21 protein-coding genes are annotated in these 22,696 nt (G+C 39.8%); 17 read left to right on the top strand and 4 right to left on the bottom strand.

Annotation, left to right across the window (positions count from 1 at the left end; genetic code table 11):
- Window positions 1-41 precede the first annotated feature (41 nt).
- From ACSAMO_RS05230 to ACSAMO_RS05185, 10 genes are all read left to right on the top strand, one after another.
- Window positions 42-2,858 (top strand): rhamnogalacturonan lyase, encoded by a 2,817-nt coding sequence (locus tag ACSAMO_RS05230; RefSeq protein ID WP_499209994.1) that lies wholly within the window; start codon window positions 42-44, stop codon window positions 2,856-2,858.
- A 137-nt stretch (window positions 2,859-2,995) separates the two neighbouring features.
- Entirely contained in the window at window positions 2,996-3,538 is a 543-nt protein-coding gene (gene rsmD / locus ACSAMO_RS05225) for a 16S rRNA (guanine(966)-N(2))-methyltransferase RsmD (RefSeq protein WP_412276550.1), read from the top strand.
- 99 nt (window positions 3,539-3,637) lie between these two features.
- Window positions 3,638-4,114, top strand: coding sequence for a pantetheine-phosphate adenylyltransferase (gene coaD / locus ACSAMO_RS05220; RefSeq protein WP_022230640.1), 477 nt, complete (start codon window positions 3,638-3,640; stop codon window positions 4,112-4,114).
- A gap of 11 nt (window positions 4,115-4,125) precedes the next feature.
- The gene (locus ACSAMO_RS05215) at window positions 4,126-4,590 is read left to right on the top strand and encodes an ATPase (RefSeq protein WP_483229879.1); all 465 of its coding nucleotides are present in this window, start codon (window positions 4,126-4,128) and stop codon (window positions 4,588-4,590) included.
- 116 nt (window positions 4,591-4,706) lie between these two features.
- Window positions 4,707-6,377: a formate--tetrahydrofolate ligase gene (locus tag ACSAMO_RS05210; protein WP_499209993.1), complete on the top strand. Its 1,671-nt coding sequence runs from the start codon at window positions 4,707-4,709 to the stop codon at window positions 6,375-6,377.
- 2 nt (window positions 6,378-6,379) lie between these two features.
- Window positions 6,380-6,814 carry a tRNA (adenosine(37)-N6)-threonylcarbamoyltransferase complex ATPase subunit type 1 TsaE gene (tsaE, locus tag ACSAMO_RS05205; protein WP_412322219.1) on the top strand — a complete coding sequence of 145 codons (435 nt, stop codon included), beginning with the start codon at window positions 6,380-6,382 and terminating at the stop codon, window positions 6,812-6,814.
- Window positions 6,811-7,527: a tRNA (adenosine(37)-N6)-threonylcarbamoyltransferase complex dimerization subunit type 1 TsaB gene (gene tsaB, locus ACSAMO_RS05200; protein WP_412322217.1), complete on the top strand. Its 717-nt coding sequence runs from the start codon at window positions 6,811-6,813 to the stop codon at window positions 7,525-7,527. Before tsaE ends, tsaB begins: the two co-directional genes overlap by 4 nt.
- The gene (gene rpiB / locus ACSAMO_RS05195; RefSeq protein ID WP_337599592.1) at window positions 7,524-7,961 is read left to right on the top strand and encodes a ribose 5-phosphate isomerase B; all 438 of its coding nucleotides are present in this window, start codon (window positions 7,524-7,526) and stop codon (window positions 7,959-7,961) included. Before tsaB ends, rpiB begins: the two co-directional genes overlap by 4 nt.
- Before the next feature lie 257 nt (window positions 7,962-8,218).
- Window positions 8,219-8,548, top strand: coding sequence for a helix-turn-helix domain-containing protein (locus ACSAMO_RS05190; protein ID WP_022230634.1), 330 nt, complete (start codon window positions 8,219-8,221; stop codon window positions 8,546-8,548).
- A 117-nt stretch (window positions 8,549-8,665) separates the two neighbouring features.
- Window positions 8,666-10,024, top strand: coding sequence for a CCA tRNA nucleotidyltransferase (locus ACSAMO_RS05185; RefSeq protein ID WP_499209992.1), 1,359 nt, complete (start codon window positions 8,666-8,668; stop codon window positions 10,022-10,024).
- Here ACSAMO_RS05185 and ACSAMO_RS05180 read toward each other — a convergent pair.
- Genes ACSAMO_RS05180 through ACSAMO_RS05170 form a run of 3 tightly spaced genes read right to left on the bottom strand, consistent with a single transcriptional unit; the run spans window position 10,013 to window position 12,387 of the window.
- On the bottom strand, window positions 10,013-10,729 hold the full coding sequence (locus tag ACSAMO_RS05180) for a DUF2161 family putative PD-(D/E)XK-type phosphodiesterase (RefSeq protein WP_499209991.1): 717 nt from the start codon (window positions 10,727-10,729) through the stop codon (window positions 10,013-10,015). The genes ACSAMO_RS05185 and ACSAMO_RS05180 overlap by 12 nt on opposite strands.
- Window positions 10,726-11,544, bottom strand: a complete 819-nt coding sequence (locus ACSAMO_RS05175) for a polysaccharide deacetylase family protein (RefSeq protein ID WP_337599588.1) — start codon at window positions 11,542-11,544, stop codon at window positions 10,726-10,728. The genes ACSAMO_RS05180 and ACSAMO_RS05175 overlap by 4 nt, the downstream gene beginning before the upstream one ends.
- Window positions 11,545-11,547: 3 nt before the next feature.
- Window positions 11,548-12,387, bottom strand: coding sequence for a metallophosphoesterase (locus tag ACSAMO_RS05170; RefSeq protein ID WP_499209990.1), 840 nt, complete (start codon window positions 12,385-12,387; stop codon window positions 11,548-11,550).
- Window positions 12,388-12,516: 129 nt separating this feature from the next.
- On the opposite strand from ACSAMO_RS05170, the gene ACSAMO_RS05165 reads away from it, so the two are divergent.
- The 6 genes from ACSAMO_RS05165 to miaA all read left to right on the top strand — a co-directional run bounded on the left by ACSAMO_RS05165 (window position 12,517) and on the right by miaA (window position 20,373).
- Window positions 12,517-12,813, top strand: a complete 297-nt coding sequence (locus ACSAMO_RS05165) for a Dabb family protein (protein ID WP_022230629.1) — start codon at window positions 12,517-12,519, stop codon at window positions 12,811-12,813.
- A gap of 135 nt (window positions 12,814-12,948) precedes the next feature.
- Window positions 12,949-14,295: a tRNA (N6-isopentenyl adenosine(37)-C2)-methylthiotransferase MiaB gene (gene miaB, locus ACSAMO_RS05160; protein WP_499210091.1), complete on the top strand. Its 1,347-nt coding sequence runs from the start codon at window positions 12,949-12,951 to the stop codon at window positions 14,293-14,295.
- Window positions 14,296-14,312: 17 nt separating this feature from the next.
- Window positions 14,313-14,693, top strand: a complete 381-nt coding sequence (locus ACSAMO_RS05155) for a YlbF/YmcA family competence regulator (protein ID WP_022230627.1) — start codon at window positions 14,313-14,315, stop codon at window positions 14,691-14,693.
- Between the two features lie 37 nt (window positions 14,694-14,730).
- Window positions 14,731-17,331: a DNA mismatch repair protein MutS gene (mutS, locus tag ACSAMO_RS05150; RefSeq protein ID WP_308456857.1), complete on the top strand. Its 2,601-nt coding sequence runs from the start codon at window positions 14,731-14,733 to the stop codon at window positions 17,329-17,331.
- A 50-nt stretch (window positions 17,332-17,381) separates the two neighbouring features.
- On the top strand, window positions 17,382-19,454 hold the full coding sequence (gene mutL / locus ACSAMO_RS05145; protein ID WP_499209989.1) for a DNA mismatch repair endonuclease MutL: 2,073 nt from the start codon (window positions 17,382-17,384) through the stop codon (window positions 19,452-19,454).
- Window positions 19,447-20,373 carry a tRNA (adenosine(37)-N6)-dimethylallyltransferase MiaA gene (gene miaA / locus ACSAMO_RS05140; protein WP_117967034.1) on the top strand — a complete coding sequence of 309 codons (927 nt, stop codon included), beginning with the start codon at window positions 19,447-19,449 and terminating at the stop codon, window positions 20,371-20,373. Before mutL ends, miaA begins: the two co-directional genes overlap by 8 nt.
- Before the next feature lie 67 nt (window positions 20,374-20,440).
- On the opposite strand, the gene ACSAMO_RS05135 is transcribed toward miaA, so the two are convergent.
- Complete coding sequence (locus tag ACSAMO_RS05135) at window positions 20,441-22,147, bottom strand: D-alanyl-D-alanine carboxypeptidase family protein (RefSeq protein WP_117967031.1); 1,707 nt, start codon at window positions 22,145-22,147, stop codon at window positions 20,441-20,443.
- A gap of 180 nt (window positions 22,148-22,327) precedes the next feature.
- Here ACSAMO_RS05135 and ACSAMO_RS05130 point away from each other — a divergent pair, with 180 nt between their 5' ends.
- Entirely contained in the window at window positions 22,328-22,693 is a 366-nt protein-coding gene (locus ACSAMO_RS05130; RefSeq protein WP_117967028.1) for a ComEA family DNA-binding protein, read from the top strand.
- The last annotated feature ends 3 nt before the right edge of the window (window positions 22,694-22,696 follow it).

Here is a 22,696-nt window from a genome sequence, read left to right as displayed (position 1 = left end):
ATTAAATTATTATAATGTATTTTAGAGAGGAAATTGATAAAATGAGAGAGGCAAGTTTTGATTTTGGTAAGAAACCGCCTGTTGACGGTTACACAAAAGTGACTGAAAAATCTGTTTACACAAAGGAAAAAGGTTTTGGACTTTCGGAAGCCGCAGAGGCTGACGAAAGAAAAATCGGTGAAAAGGAATTAAACAGAGATTTTCTTTTTATGGGCGGAAAGTCATTTATCGTTGATATTGAAAACGGCGAATATATTGTACGCGTTTCTACGGGCGACTATGTTGACGAAGGCGATGTTATGACATTCTACAACGTCAACGGTGAAAAATACGGCGTATGGGTAAGTGACGGTACTGTTGTGGAAAGAGTGTTTCCTGTTACAGTTACTGACGGTAAGATTGAATTTGCATTTGAAATGGGTAAGCATACTTGCCTTAACAGCATTGATATTGCACAAAAGCAAGACATTGAAGTTAAGAATGTTAAAAGTGCCGTTATCGCAAAACGTGATACAGCTTCGGTTAAATTGACTTGGGATAAAGCCGACGGTGTTATCGGTTACAGAGTGTCACGCAGAAATCCGAAGAATAACGAAATTGATAAGGTTCAGGAAGTTATTACAGAGGAATTTGTTGACGGTGACGTTACAATATGCGATAAATTTGAATACAGCGTGTGTGCATTGTATGCACATAAGTTCTGTTCGGATAAGTCTGTTACGATTGATGTTGAAGTCGTTGACGGCAAGAGCGTTGCAGGCGAGATAACAGAGCTTGACGCAAAGGAAACTCCTAATTCCGTAACACTTGTATGGAACGGATTTAAGGAGGCGGTTTGGTACAACATTTACCAAAAAGCACCTTACGGTATTTACAAGTACATAGGAAAAACAGAAGAAACACATTTCATTGATGATAAAGTAATAACAAACGTACCTTTCGTATATGCGGTTGAGGCTGTTACAACAAGCGGTATATCAAAACGCAGTGAGGTAACAATAGATATGGAGGCTAAGCCGAAGAAACGCAAAATGGAAACGTTGGGCAGAGGTGCCGTTGCAATGATGACAGAAAACGGCGTATTCCTTAGCTGGCGTCTTAATGCGTATGAATACGAACAGGACATTAACTTTATAATTTTAAGAAACGGTGAAAAGATTACAGACGTAATCACCGATTCTACAAACTATCTTGACAAAGACGGTAAACCGGAAGACGTTTACACAATCAAAGCCGTAAAGGGTAATAAGGCTGAGAAAAAGGGTGCGGAAGTTAAAGTCGTAAATGCACCTTATATATCAATTCCTCTTGACAAGCCTGAAAACTTTATTGACCCTGACGGCAATTCATATCCTTATACCGCAAATGACGCGTCTGTTGCAGACCTTGACGGTGACGGCGAATACGAAATTATTCTTCGTTGGGACGCAAACGGTAAGGATAACTCACACAAGGGTATAACGGGTGAATGTTTGCTTGACGCATACAAGCTTGACGGTACAAAGCTATGGAGAATTAATCTCGGACGTAATATCCGTTCGGGTTCACACTATACACAATTTATGGTGTATGACTTTAATAATGACGGTAAGGCAGAACTTGTTTGCAAAACAGCAGACGCAACTGTTGACGGCAAGGGTAACGTAATCGGTGACAAGGACGCGGATTACAGAAATAAGGACGGTTTCATTCTTGAAGGTCCTGAATATTTGACATTGTTCAACGGTGAAACAGGCGAAATTATGGATACTGTCGATTATGATCCGCCGAGAGGCAACGTTCGTGAATGGGGCGACTCTTGGGGTAACAGAGTTGACCGTTTCCTTGCCTGCGTGGCATATCTTGACGGTGAAAATCCGAGCGTTGTAATGTGCAGAGGTTACTATGACCACGGTTGTCCGACAGTGCTTGTTGCATATGACGTAATTGACAATAAACTTGTTAAGCGTTGGAAGTTCCTTGCTAACAAGGATCAGAATATCGAATACACAAATCAAGGTAACCACAATCTTGGTGTCGGTGATATTGACGGCGATGGACTTGACGAAATCGTTTACGGCGCAATGGCTGTTGACCATGACGGTAAGGGTATTTACTCAACAGGCCTTGAACACGGCGACTGTATGAACCTTGGTAACTTCACAAAGAAAACACCTAACCTTGACTTCTTCCAAATTCACGAACACGACAGTGCCGAATACGGTTTTGAAGTGCGTGACCCTGCAACAGGCGAGATTAAGTGGGGTAAGTTTACAGGCCGTGACACAACAAGAGGACTTTGCGCGAAGATTGACCCGAGATATGAAGGCAATCAGTGTTGGGTAATGGACGACGGTATCTACACAATGGAGGGTGAACTTATCAATGAAAAAGGCCCTGAATCAATAGATTTTGCTATTTGGTGGGACGGCGACCTTATCCGTGAACTTCTTGACCACGAATTTGATGATGAAAAGGCAGTCGGTTATCCGAAAATTTATAAGTGGGATTATGAAAACAACAAACTTGTGACAATTCTTGACCCTAAGGGTACTCTGTCAAACAACTGGAAGAAGGGTACACCTTGTATTCAAGCTGATATTTTGGGTGACTGGAGAGAAGAGGCTGTTTGGAGAAATGAGGATGATACGGAACTTCGTATTTACACAACAACAGATCTTACAGACCACAAGTTCTATACGTTTATGCACGACAGTGTTTACAGATTAAGCGTTGCATTCCAAAATACCGCTTACAATCAGTGTACACAAACAGGTTTCTATATAGGCCCTGAAATGGATAAACCGCCTGTACCTAACAACGAATATGTGAGAGGAATTAACATTCCTGACTTTACGGAAGATATTGATGAAATTTAGCATTTAATGTATACTATGTATCAAATCCTTTACAAAACGATTGATATTTTATGTAAATTAGGAAAAAAAACAATAACATTGTTGACCTTTTGCAAAAAGTAGGTTAGAATATAGAAGAATAATATGGAGGATTGTGCATGAGGATAATATCTGGAATCAGACGCGGACATAAACTTTTTGAATTTGAGGGTGATGATGTTCGTCCTACGACTGACAGAGTTAAGGAGTCTGTATTTAATATAATTCAGACGTTTATACCCGATGCGGTGTGCCTTGATATGTTTGCCGGCAGCGGTGCTTTGAGCTTTGAGGCGATTTCACGCGGTGCAAAAAAAGCCGTTTGCCTTGATAAAGACAAGCGTTCGATTGATATTATCAAGAAAAATGCAAATTCTTTGGATTTTTCGGATTACTGTGAAATTATTAATACGTCATGTTTTGATTATATGGAGAGGGCAAAGGAAAAATTCGATGTGATTTTCCTTGACCCTCCGTATAATAAAAACTTTATCGAACCTGTACTTGAGGGTATTGTTAAAAACAATCTGTTAAACGAGGATGGTATAGTGGTTCTGGAAAGTGACGGAACTGATTTTCATGATGATTTTGACGGACTTGAAATGTACAGACAGAGAAAGTACGGCAGAACATATATCACGGTATATAAGAAACATAATTGAGCTTGTCGCTAAAATGTCGGCAGCTACCCAAATTACATCATACGATGTAAGCAATTAAATCGGCTTTTGTGGGATAAGCCTAAGAGGAAAGAAGAACAAATGAGAATTGCAGTTTATCCGGGAAGTTTTGACCCGATAACTAACGGACACCTTGACATTATCGAAAGAGCAAGCCGTGTCTATGACAAATTGGTGGTCGGAGTTTTAAGCAATGCAAGCAAAACCCCTCTTTTTTCTGCCGAAAAAAGAGTTGAGATGATTCGCTTGGTAACTAAACATTTGGATAATGTGGAAGTGGATACTTTTACGGGATTATTGGTTGATTTTGCTGCCAGCAAAAATGCAACGGTGATTGTTAAGGGCCTGAGAACCGTAGCTGACTTTGAATATGAATTTCAAATGGCACTTCTGAATAAGGCTCTTAATCCTGAATACGAAACTATGTTTATGATGACGAATACGAAGTATTCATATATCAGTTCGAGCATGGTTAAGGAGCTTGCGGGATTTCATGGAGATTTGACAGGTCTTGTACCTTGTGAAATAATAGAAACAATCGAAGAAAAATATAAGTAGGGATGAAAGGATTGAACGAAATGGATATGGATATGGATATCATGGAAATTGTCGATATGATGGAGGAGGCTATTGAAAAAGCATCGGCTGTACCTCTAACCGGAAAGGTTATGATTGACAAGGGTGAACTTTTAGACTACATTCAGGAAATTCGTCTTGTATACCCTGACGAGCTAAAGGAAGCAAAGTGGGTTAAGGAAGAAAGACAAAGAATTTTGTCAGAGGCTGAAAACAGAGCCGAGGCTATTCAGAAGAATGCCGAAGAAACTCAAATGCAGCTTATTGACGAACACGAAATTACAAAGGCTGCATATGAACAGGCTAATGAGCTTGTTAATGCCGCACAACAGAAGTCTATCGAAATTAAGACTGATACAGACCAATATGTTGATGACGTTCTTAACGACGTTGAACACAGATTGGACTTGCTACTTAGAAAAGTTCGTGAGGACAGAGGTTATTTCAATAATAACTGATTAAATAACGATTAAATATTTTCGAGCTGGATTAATTTTACTGTTCAGCTCTATTTCACTTTATAAAGATATTAACATTTTAATGCACAATAGAGAATTTAAGGGAGGATATGAATATGCTATCAGATATTGAAATTGCACAAAATGCAAAAATGAAGCATATCCGTGATGTTGCCGCATCAATCGGCATAGCAGAGGACGATTTGGAGTTTTACGGAAAGTATAAGGCTAAGATTGCCTCTGAACTTTTGGGAAAGGTTAAGGACAATGAAAACGGAAAGCTGATTCTTGTTACGGCAATAAATCCTACTCCGGCGGGTGAAGGTAAAACAACGACAACAATCGGACTTGGCGATGCACTTACCAATATGGGCAAAAAGTGCGTATTGGCACTTCGTGAGCCGTCACTCGGACCTGTTATGGGAATTAAAGGCGGTGCTGCAGGCGGCGGTTACAGTCAGGTTGTACCGATGGAGGATATAAATCTTCATTTTACAGGTGATATGCACGCTATAACTGCGGCAAATAACTTGCTTTCGGCAATGATTGACAATCACATTCATCAGGGCAACGCACTTGATATTGATGTTACAAACATTGTTTGGAAACGTGTTGTCGATATGAACGACAGGGCTTTGCGTCACGTTGTTGTCGGTATGGGCGGTAAGGTGAACGGTATTCCGCGTGAGGACGGTTTTATGATTACCGTTGCATCGGAGGTTATGGCGATACTTTGTCTTGCAAACGATTTGGAGGATTTGAAAAACCGTTTGGGTGAAATTATAATCGGATATAACCGCAGCGGTGAGCCTGTTAAGGCTTCGGATTTAAAGGCACAGGGTGCAATGGCGGCACTTTTGAAGGACGCTATAAAGCCTAACCTTGTTCAGACGCTTGAATATACACCTTGCTTTATTCACGGCGGTCCGTTCGCAAACATTGCACACGGCTGTAACAGTGTACAAGCTACAAAGCTTGCTATGAAACTTTCGGACTATACAATAACGGAAGCCGGCTTCGGTGCTGATTTGGGTGCCGAAAAGTTTATGGATATTAAGTGCCGTATGGCCGGAATCAGCCCTGACGCGGTTGTTATTGTTGCGACTGTTCGTGCACTTAAATACAACGGCGGAGTTAAAAAGACCGACCTTAAAGAAGAAAATGTTGACGCTTTGAAAAAGGGTATCGTAAACCTTGAAAAGCATATTGAAAATATGAAGTCATTCGGTGTACCGGTTGTTGTGGCGGTAAACCGTTTTGATACGGACAGTGAAGAAGAACTTAACACTGTCATTGAAAGATGTCACGAATTAGGTGCAGAATGTGCACTTAGCGAAGTCTTTGCAAAAGGCGGTGAGGGCGGATTGGAACTTGCCGAAAAGGTTATTTCGGCGGTTGAAAACCAAAAGGCTGACTTTAAACCGGCATACGATACCGATATGTCAATCAAAGATAAGATTAATGAAATCGTGACAAAAATTTACGGCGGTAAGGGTGTTAATTACACACCGAAAGCACAAAAGCAGATTGCAAGACTTGAAGAACTCGGTCTTGATAAAAAGCCTGTATGTATGGCAAAGACGCAGTATTCATTGTCTGACAACGCAAAACTTTTGGGCAGACCTGAAAATTTTGAAATTACGGTAAGCAACGTAAGAGTTTCAAACGGTGCGGGATTTATCGTTGTTGAAACGGGTAATATAATGGTTATGCCGGGACTTCCGAAAGTACCGGCGGCTGATAACATAGACGTTGATGCAGACGGAAAGATAACAGGGTTATTTTAATTATGGAATTTGAGTCAAACAGTTACGAAGAAACACAAAAATTTGCCGAGAAGTTTTCCAAAACTTTAAAGGCAGGTGACGTACTTTGTATGTACGGTGATTTGGGTGTCGGCAAAACCGCATTCGTGCAGGGACTTGCAAAGGGACTCGGAATTGACGAGCCTATCACAAGTCCGACTTTTACGATTGTGAATGAATACAGCGGCAGACTTCCTTTGTATCATTTTGATGTGTACCGCATAGCAGACAGTGATGAAATGTATGAAATCGGTTATGAAGAATATGTTTACGGTGACGGCGTAAGCGTTATCGAATGGCCACAGCTTATTGACGACATACTTCCCGAAAAAAGATATGACGTTACTATATCAAAGGATTACAGCCGTCACGATAATTACAGAAAAATCGAAATTCAAAAAACGGAGGCAGAAAAATGAGAGTTCTTGCAATAGATACCTCGTCCAATGTCGCTACTGTTGCGGTTATGGAAGATGAGCTTTTGCTTGGTGAGTATATTTTAAATCATAAAAAAACTCATTCGCAGAAGATTATGACAATGATAGAACAGATTTTGTCGGAGCTTGAATTGACCGTTCAGAATATTGACATATTTGCGGCGGCTATCGGACCGGGTTCGTTTACAGGACTTCGTATAGGTGTTGCAACTGTCAAAGCTCTTGCACACGCAACGGGCAAACCTGTGGTGAGCGTCGGAACACTTGAGGCACTTGCATATAACGTGCCGTATGCGGAGCATATAATTGTGCCGATAATGGACGCAAGACGTGACAATGTGTTTACGGCAAGCTATATTTGGGACGAGGGCTTTAAGGAAATCGGAGAGCCTGAGGCAATCAGCATTGATGAATGTCTTGAAAGTTGCGGTGAATTTCTTGATACTATATTTGTCGGTGACGGTGTTAAGGTGCATAGGGAATATATTAAAGAAAAACTTGGTGACAAGGCGATATTTCCGCCTGCAAATGCATTAAATTCAAGAGCGTCATCGGTTGCGGCACTTGCACTTGATAAGGCAAAACGCGGTGAAACGCAATCGTATCTTGAAATGAAACCGTATTATATAAGAAAATCTCAAGCCGAAAGAGAGCTTGAAGAAAAAGAAAACAAAGAAAAAGGAGAAAGCAAATGATAGCAATAGGCAGTGACCACGGCGGTTTTGAATTAAAAGGACATATAATCGAACATTTAAAGGAAAAGGGTATCGAAGTTAAAGACTTCGGAACATACAGTGAGGCAAGCGTTGATTATCCAGACTGTGCAAAGCCTGTATGCAAGGCTGTTCTTGACGGTGAATGTGAATGCGGTATACTTATCTGCGGTACAGGTATAGGAATATCAATGGCGGCAAATAAGTTTAAGGGTATAAGAGCGGCACTTTGCGGTGATGTGTTCAGTGCGAAAATGTCAAAGGAACATAATAACGCAAATGTTATTTGTATGGGCGGTCGTGTTTTGGGCAGAGAGCTTGCAAATATGATTGTTGACACTTATCTTGAAGCGGAATTTCAAGGCGGCAGACATGCCGACAGAATTAAAAAAATTCACGAAATAGAAACTATGTAATAAAAGACAGATTGTCTGCAAAGCCGTTACGGTTTTGCAGACCGTTCATAAAAGAAAAAACATTCAGTCAAATGCTGTAATTGGGGAAGCGTAATGACTGAATGTTTTTTTGTTGATAAATAATTACCAACTGAAATGAGTATAACATAAATCGACATTTTAGTCAACCGTTATTTTAATAAATTAAACTGTTTCTTGATTATAATTTAAACTATTAGTTGATAAAATACAATTAGTATTTTATCTGGAGTGGTAATATGAATAAGAAATTGTTTGAGGATATAGGAAAGAGAGTTAAAAAGAGAAGAATTGAGCTTGGGTATACGCAGGAGTATTTGGCTGAAAAAATGGACGTCAGTATACAGATGATTTCGGGAACGGAATCCGGCAAGAAAGCTTTGAAACTTGAAAACTTTATAAAATTTTGTGAAATTCTCGAAACTACTCCCGACTATTTGATAAAAGGACGTGATCCTACATCAATATTGATTGAAGAAATGGAACAGTTGACAGATACACAGATTGAAAGAATAAATGCGGTGATAAAGCAGTGTATCGAGATGTGCAAAGAACAAAATGAGCAATAGGAGATATTTGCAATCAGAATATTAAATTCAATTTACATTATATACAAAACTATTGACATATATCGAGTATAAGATTTATAATTTTTACAGAGAATAAGGGGTAAAAAGGGGAAAATTATGGAGTTTATACTGCCTGACAGCGTTATGAATATTTTAAGTCGCCTGAACACAGACGGCTTTTCTGCGTTTGTGGCAGGCGGTGCGGTGCGTGATACGATTATGGGCAAAACTCCGCATGATTACGACATTGCAACGAGTGCAAGACCTGAAGAAGTGAAAAAACTTTTCCGCCGTACGATTGATACGGGTATAAAGCACGGTACGGTTACGGTTGTTCACAACAAGACAGGTTATGAAGTTACCACGTTCAGAACTGACGGTGAATACAGTGACGGCAGACATCCGCAGAGTGTATGTTTTGTCGATGATGCAAGGGAAGATTGTGCAAGACGCGATTTTACCATAAATGCGATGATGTATTTGCCGAAAACGGGTATAATTGATTATTTCGGCGGTCAGCATGATATTGAAAATAAGATAATCAGATGTGTAGGTAATCCCGAAAAACGATTTAAAGAGGACGCACTTAGAATGTTAAGAGCGATACGTTTCAGTGCGGTGCTTTCGTTCAGAATTGAGGACGAAACATGGAAAGCAATAAAAAAATGTGCGGTGCTTATAAAAAAAGTCAGTCATGAAAGAATTTTGGAGGAAGTGAATAAAATACTTCTTTCAGAAAATCCCGACTATATCCGAAAATTGCACGAGTGCGGACTACTGCAATATATAATGCCGGAACTTGAAAGATGTTTCGGTGAACCGCAGAGAAACAAGTATCATATTTATGATGTCGGTGAACATATTATGCACACCGTTAAGTGTACGCCGAATGATTTGGTATTGAGATGGGCGGCACTTATGCACGATATTGGCAAGCCGTGTTGTTCGAGTACGGACCAAAACGGTATAATTCATTTTTACGGACATCACAGAGAAAGCTGTAAAATTGCGGTTGACCTTATGCACAGATTGCGTATGGATAACGACACAATTCGTGAAGTTTCGATACTTGTTGAAAATCATGATGTAAGAGTTGAGCCGTCGTTGCCTGCTGTTAAGCGAATGATGGCAAGAACGGGTGAGGTGCTTTTTGAAAAACTTTTGATACTGCAAACGGCGGACAATATGGCGAAAAATCTTGAGCATTTCCCAGAAAAGAAAAACAGAATAGACGCGTCAATGCAGATTTATAAGCAGATTTTGGCTGAAAGACAGCCGTATCTTGTTTCGCATCTTGCGGTAAACGGCAAGGAGCTTATACGTCTTGGCTACCGCCCCGGCAGAGAAATCGGCGATGTGCTGAGAAAGTTGATAGACGAGGTTATCATAGATGCGAACCTTAACAACAGAGATTATCTTTTAAAAGAAGCAAGAATATTAAAGAAAAGCAATTCAAAAAACGGCTCACAAAGGTGAGCCGTTTTCTGTATTCTCTTGTAAAAGTTCGGTATAGTATTTTTCAAGTTCGGGATATTCCAAAAGTCCTTTGCGTCCTTCTGTCGTTATACCGTAGACTCCTTTTTTGATGTTATAAAACCAACCGTAAACATTCATTCTTAGAATATTATACGCGCGATCAATACCGCTGATTTCCTTTATGCGTTTCGGCGACAAATCGCCGTACATATCAAGGATACACGCGATATGTATACATTGTTCGGTGTAAGCGGTTATGATTTTGGTGTTCGTCACACCGCCTGTGTTTGTGTCAATCGTTCTGCCGTTGATTTCTGTGAGAATTTCACGCCTTTTTCGATAGTCGCGTGTTGTCGGTTTGAATTCGGTCGGCTCAAATACGATTTCCGCAAATGAATGACTGCCGCGAACTGAAACGAATATAAGTCCGAGTTCAAGTTTTTTTATAACCGCAAAAGTGTTACGGAATTTTTTCAGTGAATATTTTTTCGGCTTGGGTACGGCGATATATACGTCTGCGCCTGTTTTGAGCCTTTTCAGACCTTGTGCCAAAAGTGTTACGGATAAATTTTTCTTTAACTCGATAATAATAAATTCGTCATCTTTCGTTGCGGTAACGTCACAGTCACGCACCTCTGCATTGACTTTGTATCCGCGTTTTACGAATAAATCACGTACAGGAGGAAAAAGTTCTTTTTCCGTCATATTTCTTTAAGTTCTCCCGGTTTGATTTCGTAATGCTGACCATCAACTTCAATCCATACAGATATTGCGTTGGGGTTGTAAACTTTGTCTCCCTTAGCGGTGTATTTAAGATTTTTGGCGGCATTCATATAGTCAACGATTTCAATATTTGTAGCGTACCATATATCGTCACGTCCGCCGATAAATTTACAGAAACCTTCGATTAAATCCCAGCTGTTGTCGCGGTCAAATTCATAACTGTGTCCCCAAACGTACATCATATAAAGATATTGTGTCTTATGTAGGTCGGCAAAACGTTCTGCATTCTGCATAAGGTTGTGACCGTGGTGACAGGTAGATTTCCATTCAAGGAAGTTGTCGGGAAATGCAAAATCGTCCGTACTTCCGACAACACGACTGTATTCTATGCCGCAGGCAGGAAGAAGATTGATAATATCCTTGCTGTATGAGCCGTTAGGGTAGCTAAGACCTCTTACGGGATAGCCGACTGCGTCCTCAAGTGCTTTTCTGTCCTCAATTACTTGCTGAACAACTTGGTCAAGCGGACAACGTTCAATAGTTGGGTGAGTGCTTGTATGGCACGATACTTCGTGGCCTTTGTAAAGTTCCTTGACTTCCGAAAGCTGTATTCTGTCCTCATCAACAGGCATAATACCTGTGTTAAGGTGGAATGTACCCTTGATACCGTATTTGTTGAAAATCTCGATAAGCTTTCTGTCGAAAATCTTACCGTCATCGTAACTCATTGTAAGTACCTTGTGTTTTCCTTGTGGGAAACAAGTGTAAATTGTTTTGAAAGGTCTTTTGTTTTCCATTTTTTATATCTCCTTTTTGTGTTTTAATGTAATGACCGTTATTTCAGGTCGGTTAAACAATCTCGGCAAAAGCATAGGGTTGCCTATACCTCTGTTTACAATCATATCGGTGTGCGGTGCGTGGTAATGCCCGGCAAAGTATTTCGGAAAAAACATTGACGATTTACTGCCCCAGCTTGATTTAGGTGCAACGACACCTCTGCCTTTCGGTATTCTGAATTGCCCGCCGTGCATATGACCTGCAAGAATAAGGTTGAAACCTCGGTATTTTAATCTGTCAAATAAATTCGCACGGTGAAAAAGCAGTATGTCATATCCGTTGTAACGTGGCAGTTTCGCAAGTGAATCTTCGATATTTTCGGCGATTTTGACACTGTTTAAAGCAAACGGATCGTCAATTCCCGAAAGTGAAATTTCACTTTCGTTACGATTTAAAATGACACGCTCGTCATGCAATGTTTTAACGCCGACTTCGGTAAGTTCCCGCTCAAATTCATCGTAGTCACTTCGCCATAAATCGTGATTGCCCGTTACCGCATAAACGGGTGCAATGTCGATAAGATGTTTGCATAGACGTACTCCGGGTGTGTATGAGCCTGTGTCGTGAACAAGGTCGCCTGTCGAAACTATAATGTCGGGCGATTCGTGTTCGATTTCCTCAATCAGCCCCGGTACGCTGTCTGCATGGTAATCTGAAATTTGCAAAATTTTATATCCGTCAAATCCTTCGGGGATTTTCGGTGACGATATATCGTAATGTGTAACTTCAATTCTGTTGTCCAAACCTTTGACGGCAAATAATATTCCGCCCGTAAGCACTGCTGTTTTTAAAAGCTTTTTCACAATAATCTGTCCTTTCAGATATTTATGGGTTTATTATACCACTATTTTTTAATAAAAACCACATATTTTATTGAAAAAATTAAAATAAGATGATATAATAAATGTATATGTATTTAGGAGGAATTTAACGTGGTTAAGCATATAGTAATGTGGAGAATGGCAGAGAGTGAAGACAAAGAGCAGAGAGCAAAGGATATAAAGGAAAATCTTGAGGCTTTAAAGGGTAAAATAGATGTTTTGGTAAACATTGAAGTCGGACTTAATTTCAACGATACAGACGCCGCGTCAGATGTAGTACTTGTATCGGAGTTTGAAACAAAAGAGGATTTAAACACTTACCAAAATCACCCTGAACACAAAGCTGTCGGTGCAACGTATGTGCGTCCGTATGTAGCGGAAAGACGTGTTTGCGATTATGAATTTTAAGTTGTAATTACAATTTAAATGTGATATAATTAACTTTACTTTTGAAGTATAGGAGAAATGTAAATGGCAAAGCTTATAACTAAGGAGCAGATGGCGGAGCAAGAAAGCTATATAATGAAACTCAAAGAAGAAAATATGCGTTATGCTGCTCAAAACGGACACGCAAAATTAGCGCTTACCGAAACATACGGTTGTCAGCAGAATGAAAACGACACTGAACGTATAAGAGGTATGCTAAGACAGGCAGGGTTTGACTTTACGGACGACAGCAACAAAGCTGATGTTGTTATATATAATACTTGTGCGGTGCGTGAAAATGCGGAGCAAAAGGTTTTCGGCAGACTCGGTATTTTAAAGCACATCAAAGAAGAAAGAAAAGATATGGTTATCGGTGTATGCGGTTGTATGGTACAACAGGAGCATATTACCGAGAAAATCAAAAAAGTACACGAACACGTTGACCTTGTTTTCGGAACACACGCACTTTACAAAATGCCGGAGCTTTTATACAGAGCAATTCACGAAAAGAAAACAGTTGTCGATATTGACAGCAGTGACGGTGCAATCGCAGAGGATATTCCTATTATGCGTGACGATGATAAAAAAGCATGGGTATCTGTAATGTACGGCTGCAACAATTTCTGCTCATACTGTATTGTACCGTATGTACGCGGACGTGAAAGAAGCCGTACACCTGAGGCGGTTATAGCCGAAGTTAAGGAACTTGTGGCAAGAGGTTGCAGTGAAATTGCACTTTTAGGACAGAATGTAAATTCATACGGCAAAGACCTTGACACAGATGTTGACTTTGCAGACCTTATTCGTATGGTAAATGATATTGAGGGCGTTGAACGTATCAGATTTATGACATCACACCCAAAGGATTTAAGCGATAAACTTATTGATGCGATTGCGGAATGTGACAAGGTTTGTAAACAACTTCATCTTCCTGTTCAAGCAGGTTCAAACAAGATTTTGAAAGAAATGAACAGAAAGTACACAAAAGAAGATTATCTTGCAAAGATTGAAAAGGTTAAAAAGAGAATACCGAACATTTCTCTTTCAACCGATATTATAGTCGGTTTTCCAACGGAAACAAAGGAAGATTTTGAGGAAACACTTGACGTACTTCGTAAGGTTGAGTATGATAACATATTCTCATTTATATATTCAAGACGTGAGGGAACTCCTGCGGCAAAGCTTGATTTTGTACTTACAGACGAAGAAATACACGAGAATTTCAACAAGCTTTTGGAAGTACAGAATGAAATTTCAAAACGCAAAAATGAGGCGTATGTAGGACTGGTTGAAAAGGTGCTTGTCGACGGTGTAAGCAAGAATGACGAAACAACACTTTCGGGCCGTTGTGACAGTTCAAAGATAGTAAACTTTAAGGGCGATAAATCGCTTATAGGAAAATATATAGACGTAAGAATTACCGAGGCACACACATGGAGCCTTAACGGTGAGATTGCAGAATAAGAAAGGAATTTAATAATATGAACGAAATAATCGAAAAGACAAGAGAACTTGGAGAACTTATCCAAAATTCAGAAGAAATGAAAAATGCAAAGAATGCCGAGATTTTACAAGAAAATGATGACGAGGCACAGGCACTTTTAAAGGAATTCAACTTGCAGAGAATGAACCTTGCACGCGATATGCAAAACAACAAGATTTCGCGTGAAGAAGCTATACAGAAGAATAATGAAGCATTTGAAGAAATGCTTGAAAAATCGGAATCAATAAAGAAGTACATTGATGCAAAGAAAGAATTTGACGCAATGGTTAATCAAGTTAATCAAATGCTGAATTTCTACATCACAGGACAAGATCCAAACTGTACGCATGATTGCAGCACTTGCGGCGGCTGTCACTAATTTATACACAAATCTAAAGACAAGGAGATAAAGCGGAATGGCAAAAGAGCAGATGACGCCGATGATGACTCAATATCTGAAAACAAAGGAGGAATACGAGGACTGTATATTATTTTACAGATTGGGTGATTTCTATGAAATGTTTTTTGATGATGCCATAAAAGCTTCAAAGGAGCTTGAAATAACGCTTACAGGTAAAGACTGCGGACTTTCGGAACGCGCACCAATGTGTGGCGTTCCTTTTCACAGTGCGTCGGTTTATATTGCAAAGCTGATTGAAAAGGGGTATAAGGTTGCTATATGCGAACAGGTTGAGGACCCTAAAACCGCTAAAGGTATTGTAAAACGTGAGGTTATTCGTGTAGTGACACCGGGTACGGTTGTTGATGAGGAGTTGCTTGACGAAAAGAATAATAATTATCTTGCGGTTATATACAGTCAGCGTGACAAATACGGATTTGCGGTTTCGGATATTTCAACGGGTGAGATTTATACAACCGAAATCAGCGGAGCGGACGAGGCACTAAACGAAATAGCGAGATATGAGCCGAAAGAAATACTCTTAAATTCGGACGCAGCGGAAAAATTATCTGCACAGGTTGAGTTGAGATTTCATATAACTCCCGACGAATGTACGGACGATTTCTTTGAAAATTCGGAATTTGAAAAGAATATCCTGCAGCAGTTCGGTAAAAATTCCTTGTCGGAAATAGCACTTGACACAAAACCTTATGCGGTTCGTGCGGTCGGTGCTATGATTGCGTATTTGGAACATACGCAAAAAACAAGTCTTACATATTTAAACACGATTAATACATACGAAGTTAATCAGTATATGGATATTGACGTGAATACAAGACGTAACCTTGAAATAACCGAAACAATGCGTGACAAGGTTAAAAGAGGTTCGCTTTTGTGGGTGCTTGACAATACAGAAACGTCAATGGGTGCAAGACTTCTAAAACAGTGGATTGAAAAGCCGCTTATCAATCCTATTGAGATAAACAAGAGACTGTATTCGGTAAAGGAGCTTACGGAGAATATAATGCTCCGCGATGACCTTTCGGCAGTACTTTCGGGAACATATGATATATCAAGAATCATCAGCCGTATTTCGCTTGGCACTGTTACACCGAAAGATTTAATTGCACTTAAAATGACGCTTTTACAGTTACCTGAACTTGAGTACACTTTAAGCAACGTCAAGTCACCGATGCTTGGTGATATGCGTAAAAATTTTGATTTGCTTGAAGATGTGTGCGATTTGCTTGAAAGAGCGATAAATGACGAACCGCCGGCACTTTTGCGTGACGGCAATGTTATAAAAGAGGGCTTTAATGAGGAAATCGACAATTTGCGTATTGCAATGCGTGACGGTAAAAAGTGGCTTGCGGCACTTGAAAACGAAGAACGTGAATCAACGGGCATAAGCAAGCTGAAAGTCGGCTATAACAAGGTTTTCGGTTACTATATAGAGATTACAAAATCGGCGATAAAAGACGTACCCGATTATTATATCAGAAAGCAAACGCTTGCAAACTGTGAAAGATACATTACTCCGAAACTAAAGGAAATCGAAAACACAATTCTCGGTGCATCGGAAAAAATCGTGACGCTTGAAAGCTATGTTTTTGAACAGGTCAGAACAAGCGTGAGTGAGGAAATCGAGCGTTTGAAAAATGCGGCACATATTATCGCAACGACTGACGTACTTTTGTCGCTGGCACAGACTGCATACAAAAACAACTTTACCATGCCTGAAATATCGGATAACGGCAAAATCGAAATTACGGACGGACGACACCCTGTTGTTGAGAAAATGTCAAAAAATTCGATGTTTGTACCGAATGACACTCTTTTGAATAACGATGACGACCGAATGATTATTATAACAGGTCCGAATATGGCAGGTAAGTCAACGTATATGCGACAAGTTGCACTTATAACTCTTATGGCACAAATCGGAAGTTTTGTGCCTGCAAAGTCGGCTAAAATCGGTATTGTGGACAAGATTTTTACAAGAGTCGGTGCGTCTGACGATATTTCGTCGGGACAGAGTACGTTTATGCTTGAAATGACGGAAGTAAGTCACATTTTGAAGAATGCAACGTCAAAATCGCTTATTATTCTTGATGAAATCGGACGCGGTACAAGCACATTTGACGGATTGTCAATAGCTTGGGCGGTTGTTGAGTACATACAAAATAAGCACAAAATCGGCGCAAAGACGCTTTTTGCAACTCATTATCACGAGCTTACCGAACTTGAGGAAGAACTTGACGGTGTTAAAAATTACAGAATTGCCGTTAAAAAACGTGGTGACGATATTACGTTTTTGCGTAAAATCGTCAGAGGCGGTGCGGACGACAGTTACGGTATTGAAGTTGCGGCACTTGCAGGTGTTCCGAAAGAAGTAATCAACGGTGCAAAGAAGATTTTGAAAAAGATTGAGAATGATGAAATCGTTGTAGAACATACGGCGAAGAAACACGAGGACACAACAAATCAAATCGGTTTCGGTGACAGTATAGCAAACGAAATTGCAGACGAACTTAAAAATATGGACGTCACAACGTACACACCGATTGAGGCGATGAACAAGCTTTACGAATTGGCAAACAGGGCGAAGGAAATATAAACATTTGTGGCTGTTAAAGTCACGAGTATTAACGGTTGAAAGGGTTTAAAATGGGAAAAATTCATGTACTGAGCAGTGAAGTTTCAAATAAAATAGCGGCGGGCGAAGTTGTTGAACGTCCGTCAAGCGTTATAAAGGAACTTGTTGAAAACAGCATAGATGCCGGTGCAACTCTGATAAGCGTGGAGATAAAAAAAGGCGGAAGCATATATATGCGCGTCAGCGACAACGGCAGCGGTATGTCGGAGGAGGATGCGAAAATATGCTTTTTACGCCATGCGACAAGTAAGGTGCAGACGAGCAGTGACCTTGACGCAATTTATACGCTTGGTTTCAGAGGTGAGGCACTTTCAAGTATAGGTGCTGTTGCCGAAGTTGAACTTTTTACAAAGCGACACGAGGATGAAACAGGCGTATGTGTAACGTGCAAAGGCGGAGAAATACTTTCTTCTGACGAGGCAGGTATTCCCGACGGTACATCGATACTTGTCGAAAATCTGTTTTTCAACACACCTGCAAGACGTAAATTCTTGAAAAAAGACGCAACTGAGGCAGGATACATAACGGATATAATGACAAGATTTATATTCGCACACCCCGAAATATCCTTTAAGCTGATAATCGACAACAAAGAAAAATTGTTTTCACCGGGCGATAATTCGCTTGAAAATTCGGTTTATACAGTTTACGGCAGAGATTATGCCAAGGGTACAATTCCCGTAGAATACGAATCGGACGGCATTAAAATTACAGGTCTTATCGGCAAGGGAACTCTTGCACGGCCTAAGCGAAATTATCAGAGCTTTTTTGTAAACAGAAGATACATAACAAGCAGAACAATAATCGCCGCACTTGAAAATGCCTATAAAAATCAGATTATGATAGGCAAATTCCCTATGGCGATACTTAATATAGAAATCAATCCGTCACTTATTGACATTAACGTTCACCCGACAAAACTTGAAGTGAAGTTTTCAGATGAAAAGGCGGTTTATAATGCGGTGTATTACGGTGTGAAAAACGCACTTTACGAAATACCGAATGTACCGAAAATCGAGCGTACTTCGGAAGAATTTAAACGTGATACGCCAAAGGGACAGTTAAATCTAAGCGACATTGCGGTTGCACTTCCGAAGACAATGACAAAACGTCCGGAAACGACCGCATATAATCCACGAGAAAATCATTTCCTGAAAAACAGTGGGGACACTAAAAATAATTCGGTGAGTGACAATAAAACGGATAAAGTTGGGGACACTAAAACACAAAATAATTTTGTATCACTAAAACCCGATTTTATAAAATCAAGACAACCCGAAATTCCTTATACAAGAACTGTATCGCTTGAAACTCCGAAGGCGGAAACAAACGGAATACTTCCTAAAAAGGACGCGGTTAAAGCGGAAGAAGCCACAGTTGAAGAAATAAAGAATGAGGAAAAAACTGTTACTGAAACATTAAGGGTTGAAACCGTTAAGGAAGAAAAGCCGACAGAGCAAAATGTTGAAACCGAAGTTCCGAAACGCGAAGAAACTGTTTTTGCAGACGAATATTTTGAAATAGTCGGTCAGGTTTTTGATTCGTACATCATAGCCGAAAAGGGCGACGAAATGATGATTATAGACCAGCACGCGGCACACGAACGTTTGAAATATGAAGAATTGAAGAAAGATATTGCGTCAAAACAAGTTGTGTCACAAATGCTTATCGAGCCTGTTATAGTAAATCTTACCGGCAGTGAAATGACTGCGTATCGTGACAATAAACAGCTTTTTGACGATATAGGCTTTGAGTCGGAAGAATTCGGCGATGACGCGGTTATTGTACGAAGTGTTCCGGGTGAAGTTGAACTCGGTGAAGTTGAACCGCTTGTGCTTGAACTTGTCGCACAAGGCGAGGAACTGAGGAAAGAACTTATAACGGAAAAGAACGAAAGACTTTTATATACGATTGCGTGTAAATCGGCGGTTAAAGCGAATATGCGTATGAGTAAGATAGAAATGGAAACGCTTGTGAGAAATGTGTTAAGGCTTAAAAATATTAATACTTGCCCTCACGGCAGACCTATTATAGTAACAATGAGCAAAAAGGAACTTGAAAAGGAGTTTAAGAGAATTGTCTAAGATACCTCTTATTGTTGTTGTCGGACCGACCGCGTCGGGAAAAACGGCACTTGCGATTGATATTGCAAATTATGTCGGCGGTGAAATCGTCAGTGCCGACAGTATGCAGATTTATAAATATATGGATATAGGCTCGGCAAAACCGACTGCGGAAGAAATGAGTCAAGCCGTTCATCATCTTATCGGTTTTCTTGAACCTGATGATGAGTTCAGTGTTGCGGACTATACCGAGCTTGCACATAAGACTATCGCCGATATTACCAGCCGCGGCAAAATTGCCGTAATGGCAGGCGGTACGGGACTTTATATAAATTCTGTTGTAAATGACGTTACATTCGGTGAGATTGACACTGATTACGAACTTCGTGAAAAACTGCAAAAGACAGCAGAGGAAAAAGGCAGTGAATATTTGCTCGATATGCTTGCGGAATTTGATAAGGAGTCAGCTGAAAGACTGCACCCTAATAACGTCAGACGTATTATTCGTGCGATAGAGTTTTATAAAACGACAGGCAAACCGATTTCTAAACACCAAGAGGAAACAAAGCGAGTTGAAAGCCGATATAATCCGCTTATGATTTGTATTGATTGGGATAGGGACGTACTGTATGACAGAATAAACAGACGTGTCGATATTATGATAAAAAGCGGACTTTTGGAGGAAGTTAAATGTCTTATGGATATGGGCTATACGCAGGAATTAAATTCAATGAAGGGTATAGGCTATAAAGAAGTTATGGACTATTATGACGGTAAAATGAGCCTTGAAGATGCCGTAGAACTCATAAAGCAAAGCTCACGCCGTTATGCCAAACGTCAGCTTACGTGGTTCAGACGCGACGATAGGATACATTATGTAAGCAGTAAAAATCCTTTTGAAGAATCGAAAAAATTAATTGATGAATTTTTGAATAGGTAGTTTTGAAACGGTTAAAAAATAAAGGCAAGCTATAGATGTGGCTTGCCTTTTGTTTTATCTTCGTTTATTATCTTCTGTATCTTGAATTTGAACCTTTTGTTTCGCGGTCAATTCTTTCTGTTCTTGATGCATTTCTGTTTGGTGTGCGTGTACCTGTTTCATTTTCTGATGATGAACGCTGTCTGTTTTTCTTTAACTGCTGAATACGTCTTTGTCTTTCGCGTTTCTTCTTCTGATATCTGGCGTACATAATAAGAAGTATAAGAAGTATTGCCGGAATGAAGAAGAATGGACTTGTTATAACCTTTAACACAAGGTGGAATGCGTGAAGAATATTATTTCTTTCAACATCATTTGTTGCGATAAGGTTAGCCGAACCGACTTCAATACCTTTATATGAATATGTCACTGTACCAAGTACGTCACCTTTTGTAATAGGTGCCTCTAATTTTTCGGGCATATCGATATTCGTTGTTATTTGCTCTGCGTTGCCTTCACCGCTCGGAATAAGTGCTGACACGTCGTTTTCAACAGTTACAGCAACACGCATATCTTGTTTTGCCTCATAAACCTTTGAATCGGAAACTATATCTCCGACTGCCGCAAGCGGTTGATGTGTGTAATTATCAAAACCAAAATTGAACAAAGTCTTTGAATCGATATATGAATAAGCCTGTTCCTTTGTATCTACGTTTTTACAGTTCATAACGATTGCAAGAAATTCAGTATCGTTATATGAAGCGGCTGATACAAGACAGTATCCGGCTTGTGAGGTGTGACCTGTTTTAATACCTATTGCCGGTGGGTAATAGTAGTAAGTCGAACGTGATGTTCCGAGGAATAGGTTTGTATTTACAAGAATACGCTCTGATGCATACTTATTTGTTGCCGGAATTTTGTATATAGGCATTTTTACAATTTCACGGAATTGATCGTTTTTCATTGCGTACTTTGCAAGTATTGCAAGGTCGCGAGCCGTTGTATAGTGGTTATCGTCATGTGAACCGCAAGGATTTACGAAGTGAGTGCCTGTCATTCCTAATTCCTGTGCCTTTTGATTCATCAAATCGACAAATGCGTCCAGCGAGCCTGCAATGTGAATTGCAATAACATTTGCCGCATCATTGGCACTGTATACAAGCATACCTTTTACAAGTTGGTCTAAAGTAAGTTCCTCGCCGGTAAGTATACCCATATGAGAATCTTCAAGAGTTATTGATTTCAGCGCGTCATATGTGGCGGTTACCGTATCGTCCATATTACCCATTTCAAGTGCAAGTATAGCTGTCATAATCTTTGTTGTACTTGCAGGGTAAACTTTTTCGTCAAGGTTTTTACTGTATAAAACTCGTCCCGACGCCATATCCATAAGAAGTGCGGACTGTGCATACTGCACGTTCGGAGGCGTAAGTGACGGATCTTCCATAGTTATGCCGTTCGGAAGTGAATTTGCGTTTTGCGATGTTGTATCTGTATCGCTTTGCGAAGTTGTATCAGATGTGCTTGATGTATCCGATGAAGTATCTGACGGTGTTTCGGTTGCGGATGTTGTTTCCGTATCGCTTGATGTATCTGTGCTTTCGGTTGCCTTTGGTGTTGATTTTACATCATTGCCGTCGGAAGTTACTGTTCTGGTTGTTCCGTCAGGTGAAGTTACGGTTGAAGTTGTGTTATCAGTAGTCGGCTCCGGAGTCGGTGCCGCAAAAGAAAATGATAGCGGCATAACCGTTATAAATGCCGCAAGCAGTAAAGAAATTAACCTTTTCTTTTTCATTATAGTATCATTGCCTCCATAAATCTATATTCTAATTTTAATACATTATATCTCAATTTACTATTATATCGAAATTCTAATTATATTGCAATAAAATTTTCTTTAAATTCGTAAAAAAAGATGAAAAAATGAAAAATTTATGTTATACTATTAATATAACACATTTTCAGAGGTAGCAAAATGTTAGTTTTGAACAAAAAATCAAAAATATTCTTATACATAATCATTTTTGTATTGTTGGTTTTGGGCGGATTTGCCGTTGAACACTTTGAAAAAGACGCTTTTGTTATGGAAACCGTGGCAACGGAGGATTATATTCCGTATGAATCGGACACGAAAGAAGTCACCGACGGTAAAATCAATATCAATTCCGCAGATACAGAACAGCTTGTAAAGCTGAAAGGTATCGGAGAGAAAATGTCTGAAAGAATTATCAAATACAGACAGGAAAACGGCCCTTTTATGTCAATAGAGGAGATAATGAAGGTGTCGGGAATAAGTGAGAAGAAATTTGAGGATATTAAGGAATATATTTCGGTAGAATAAATC

The sequence above is a fragment of the Ructibacterium sp. SJQ-7 genome, from assembly GCF_054696575.1.
This window is presented reverse-complemented; position numbering and strand designations above follow the sequence as displayed.

Excerpts from the sequence above, each read along its gene's own strand:
- miaB (WP_499210091.1), top strand. The coding sequence starts at position 12,949 with ATGCGTTATGCTGCTCAAAACGGACACGCAAAATTAGCGCTTACCGAA.
- mutL (WP_499209989.1), top strand. The coding sequence starts at position 17,382 with ATGGGAAAAATTCATGTACTGAGCAGTGAAGTTTCAAATAAAATAGCG.
- coaD (WP_022230640.1), top strand. The coding sequence starts at position 3,638 with ATGAGAATTGCAGTTTATCCGGGAAGTTTTGACCCGATAACTAACGGA.
- ACSAMO_RS05230 (WP_499209994.1), top strand. The coding sequence starts at position 42 with ATGAGAGAGGCAAGTTTTGATTTTGGTAAGAAACCGCCTGTTGACGGT.
- ACSAMO_RS05130 (WP_117967028.1), top strand. The coding sequence starts at position 22,328 with ATGTTAGTTTTGAACAAAAAATCAAAAATATTCTTATACATAATCATT.
- ACSAMO_RS05135 (WP_117967031.1), bottom strand. The coding sequence starts at position 22,147 with ATGAAAAAGAAAAGGTTAATTTCTTTACTGCTTGCGGCATTTATAACG.
- ACSAMO_RS05185 (WP_499209992.1), top strand. The coding sequence starts at position 8,666 with ATGGAGTTTATACTGCCTGACAGCGTTATGAATATTTTAAGTCGCCTG.
- tsaB (WP_412322217.1), top strand. The coding sequence starts at position 6,811 with ATGAGAGTTCTTGCAATAGATACCTCGTCCAATGTCGCTACTGTTGCG.
- tsaE (WP_412322219.1), top strand. The coding sequence starts at position 6,380 with ATGGAATTTGAGTCAAACAGTTACGAAGAAACACAAAAATTTGCCGAG.
- rsmD (WP_412276550.1), top strand. The coding sequence starts at position 2,996 with ATGAGGATAATATCTGGAATCAGACGCGGACATAAACTTTTTGAATTT.
- mutS (WP_308456857.1), top strand. The coding sequence starts at position 14,731 with ATGGCAAAAGAGCAGATGACGCCGATGATGACTCAATATCTGAAAACA.
- ACSAMO_RS05190 (WP_022230634.1), top strand. The coding sequence starts at position 8,219 with ATGAATAAGAAATTGTTTGAGGATATAGGAAAGAGAGTTAAAAAGAGA.
- ACSAMO_RS05210 (WP_499209993.1), top strand. The coding sequence starts at position 4,707 with ATGCTATCAGATATTGAAATTGCACAAAATGCAAAAATGAAGCATATC.
- ACSAMO_RS05175 (WP_337599588.1), bottom strand. The coding sequence starts at position 11,544 with ATGGAAAACAAAAGACCTTTCAAAACAATTTACACTTGTTTCCCACAA.
- rpiB (WP_337599592.1), top strand. The coding sequence starts at position 7,524 with ATGATAGCAATAGGCAGTGACCACGGCGGTTTTGAATTAAAAGGACAT.
- ACSAMO_RS05180 (WP_499209991.1), bottom strand. The coding sequence starts at position 10,729 with ATGACGGAAAAAGAACTTTTTCCTCCTGTACGTGATTTATTCGTAAAA.
- ACSAMO_RS05155 (WP_022230627.1), top strand. The coding sequence starts at position 14,313 with ATGAACGAAATAATCGAAAAGACAAGAGAACTTGGAGAACTTATCCAA.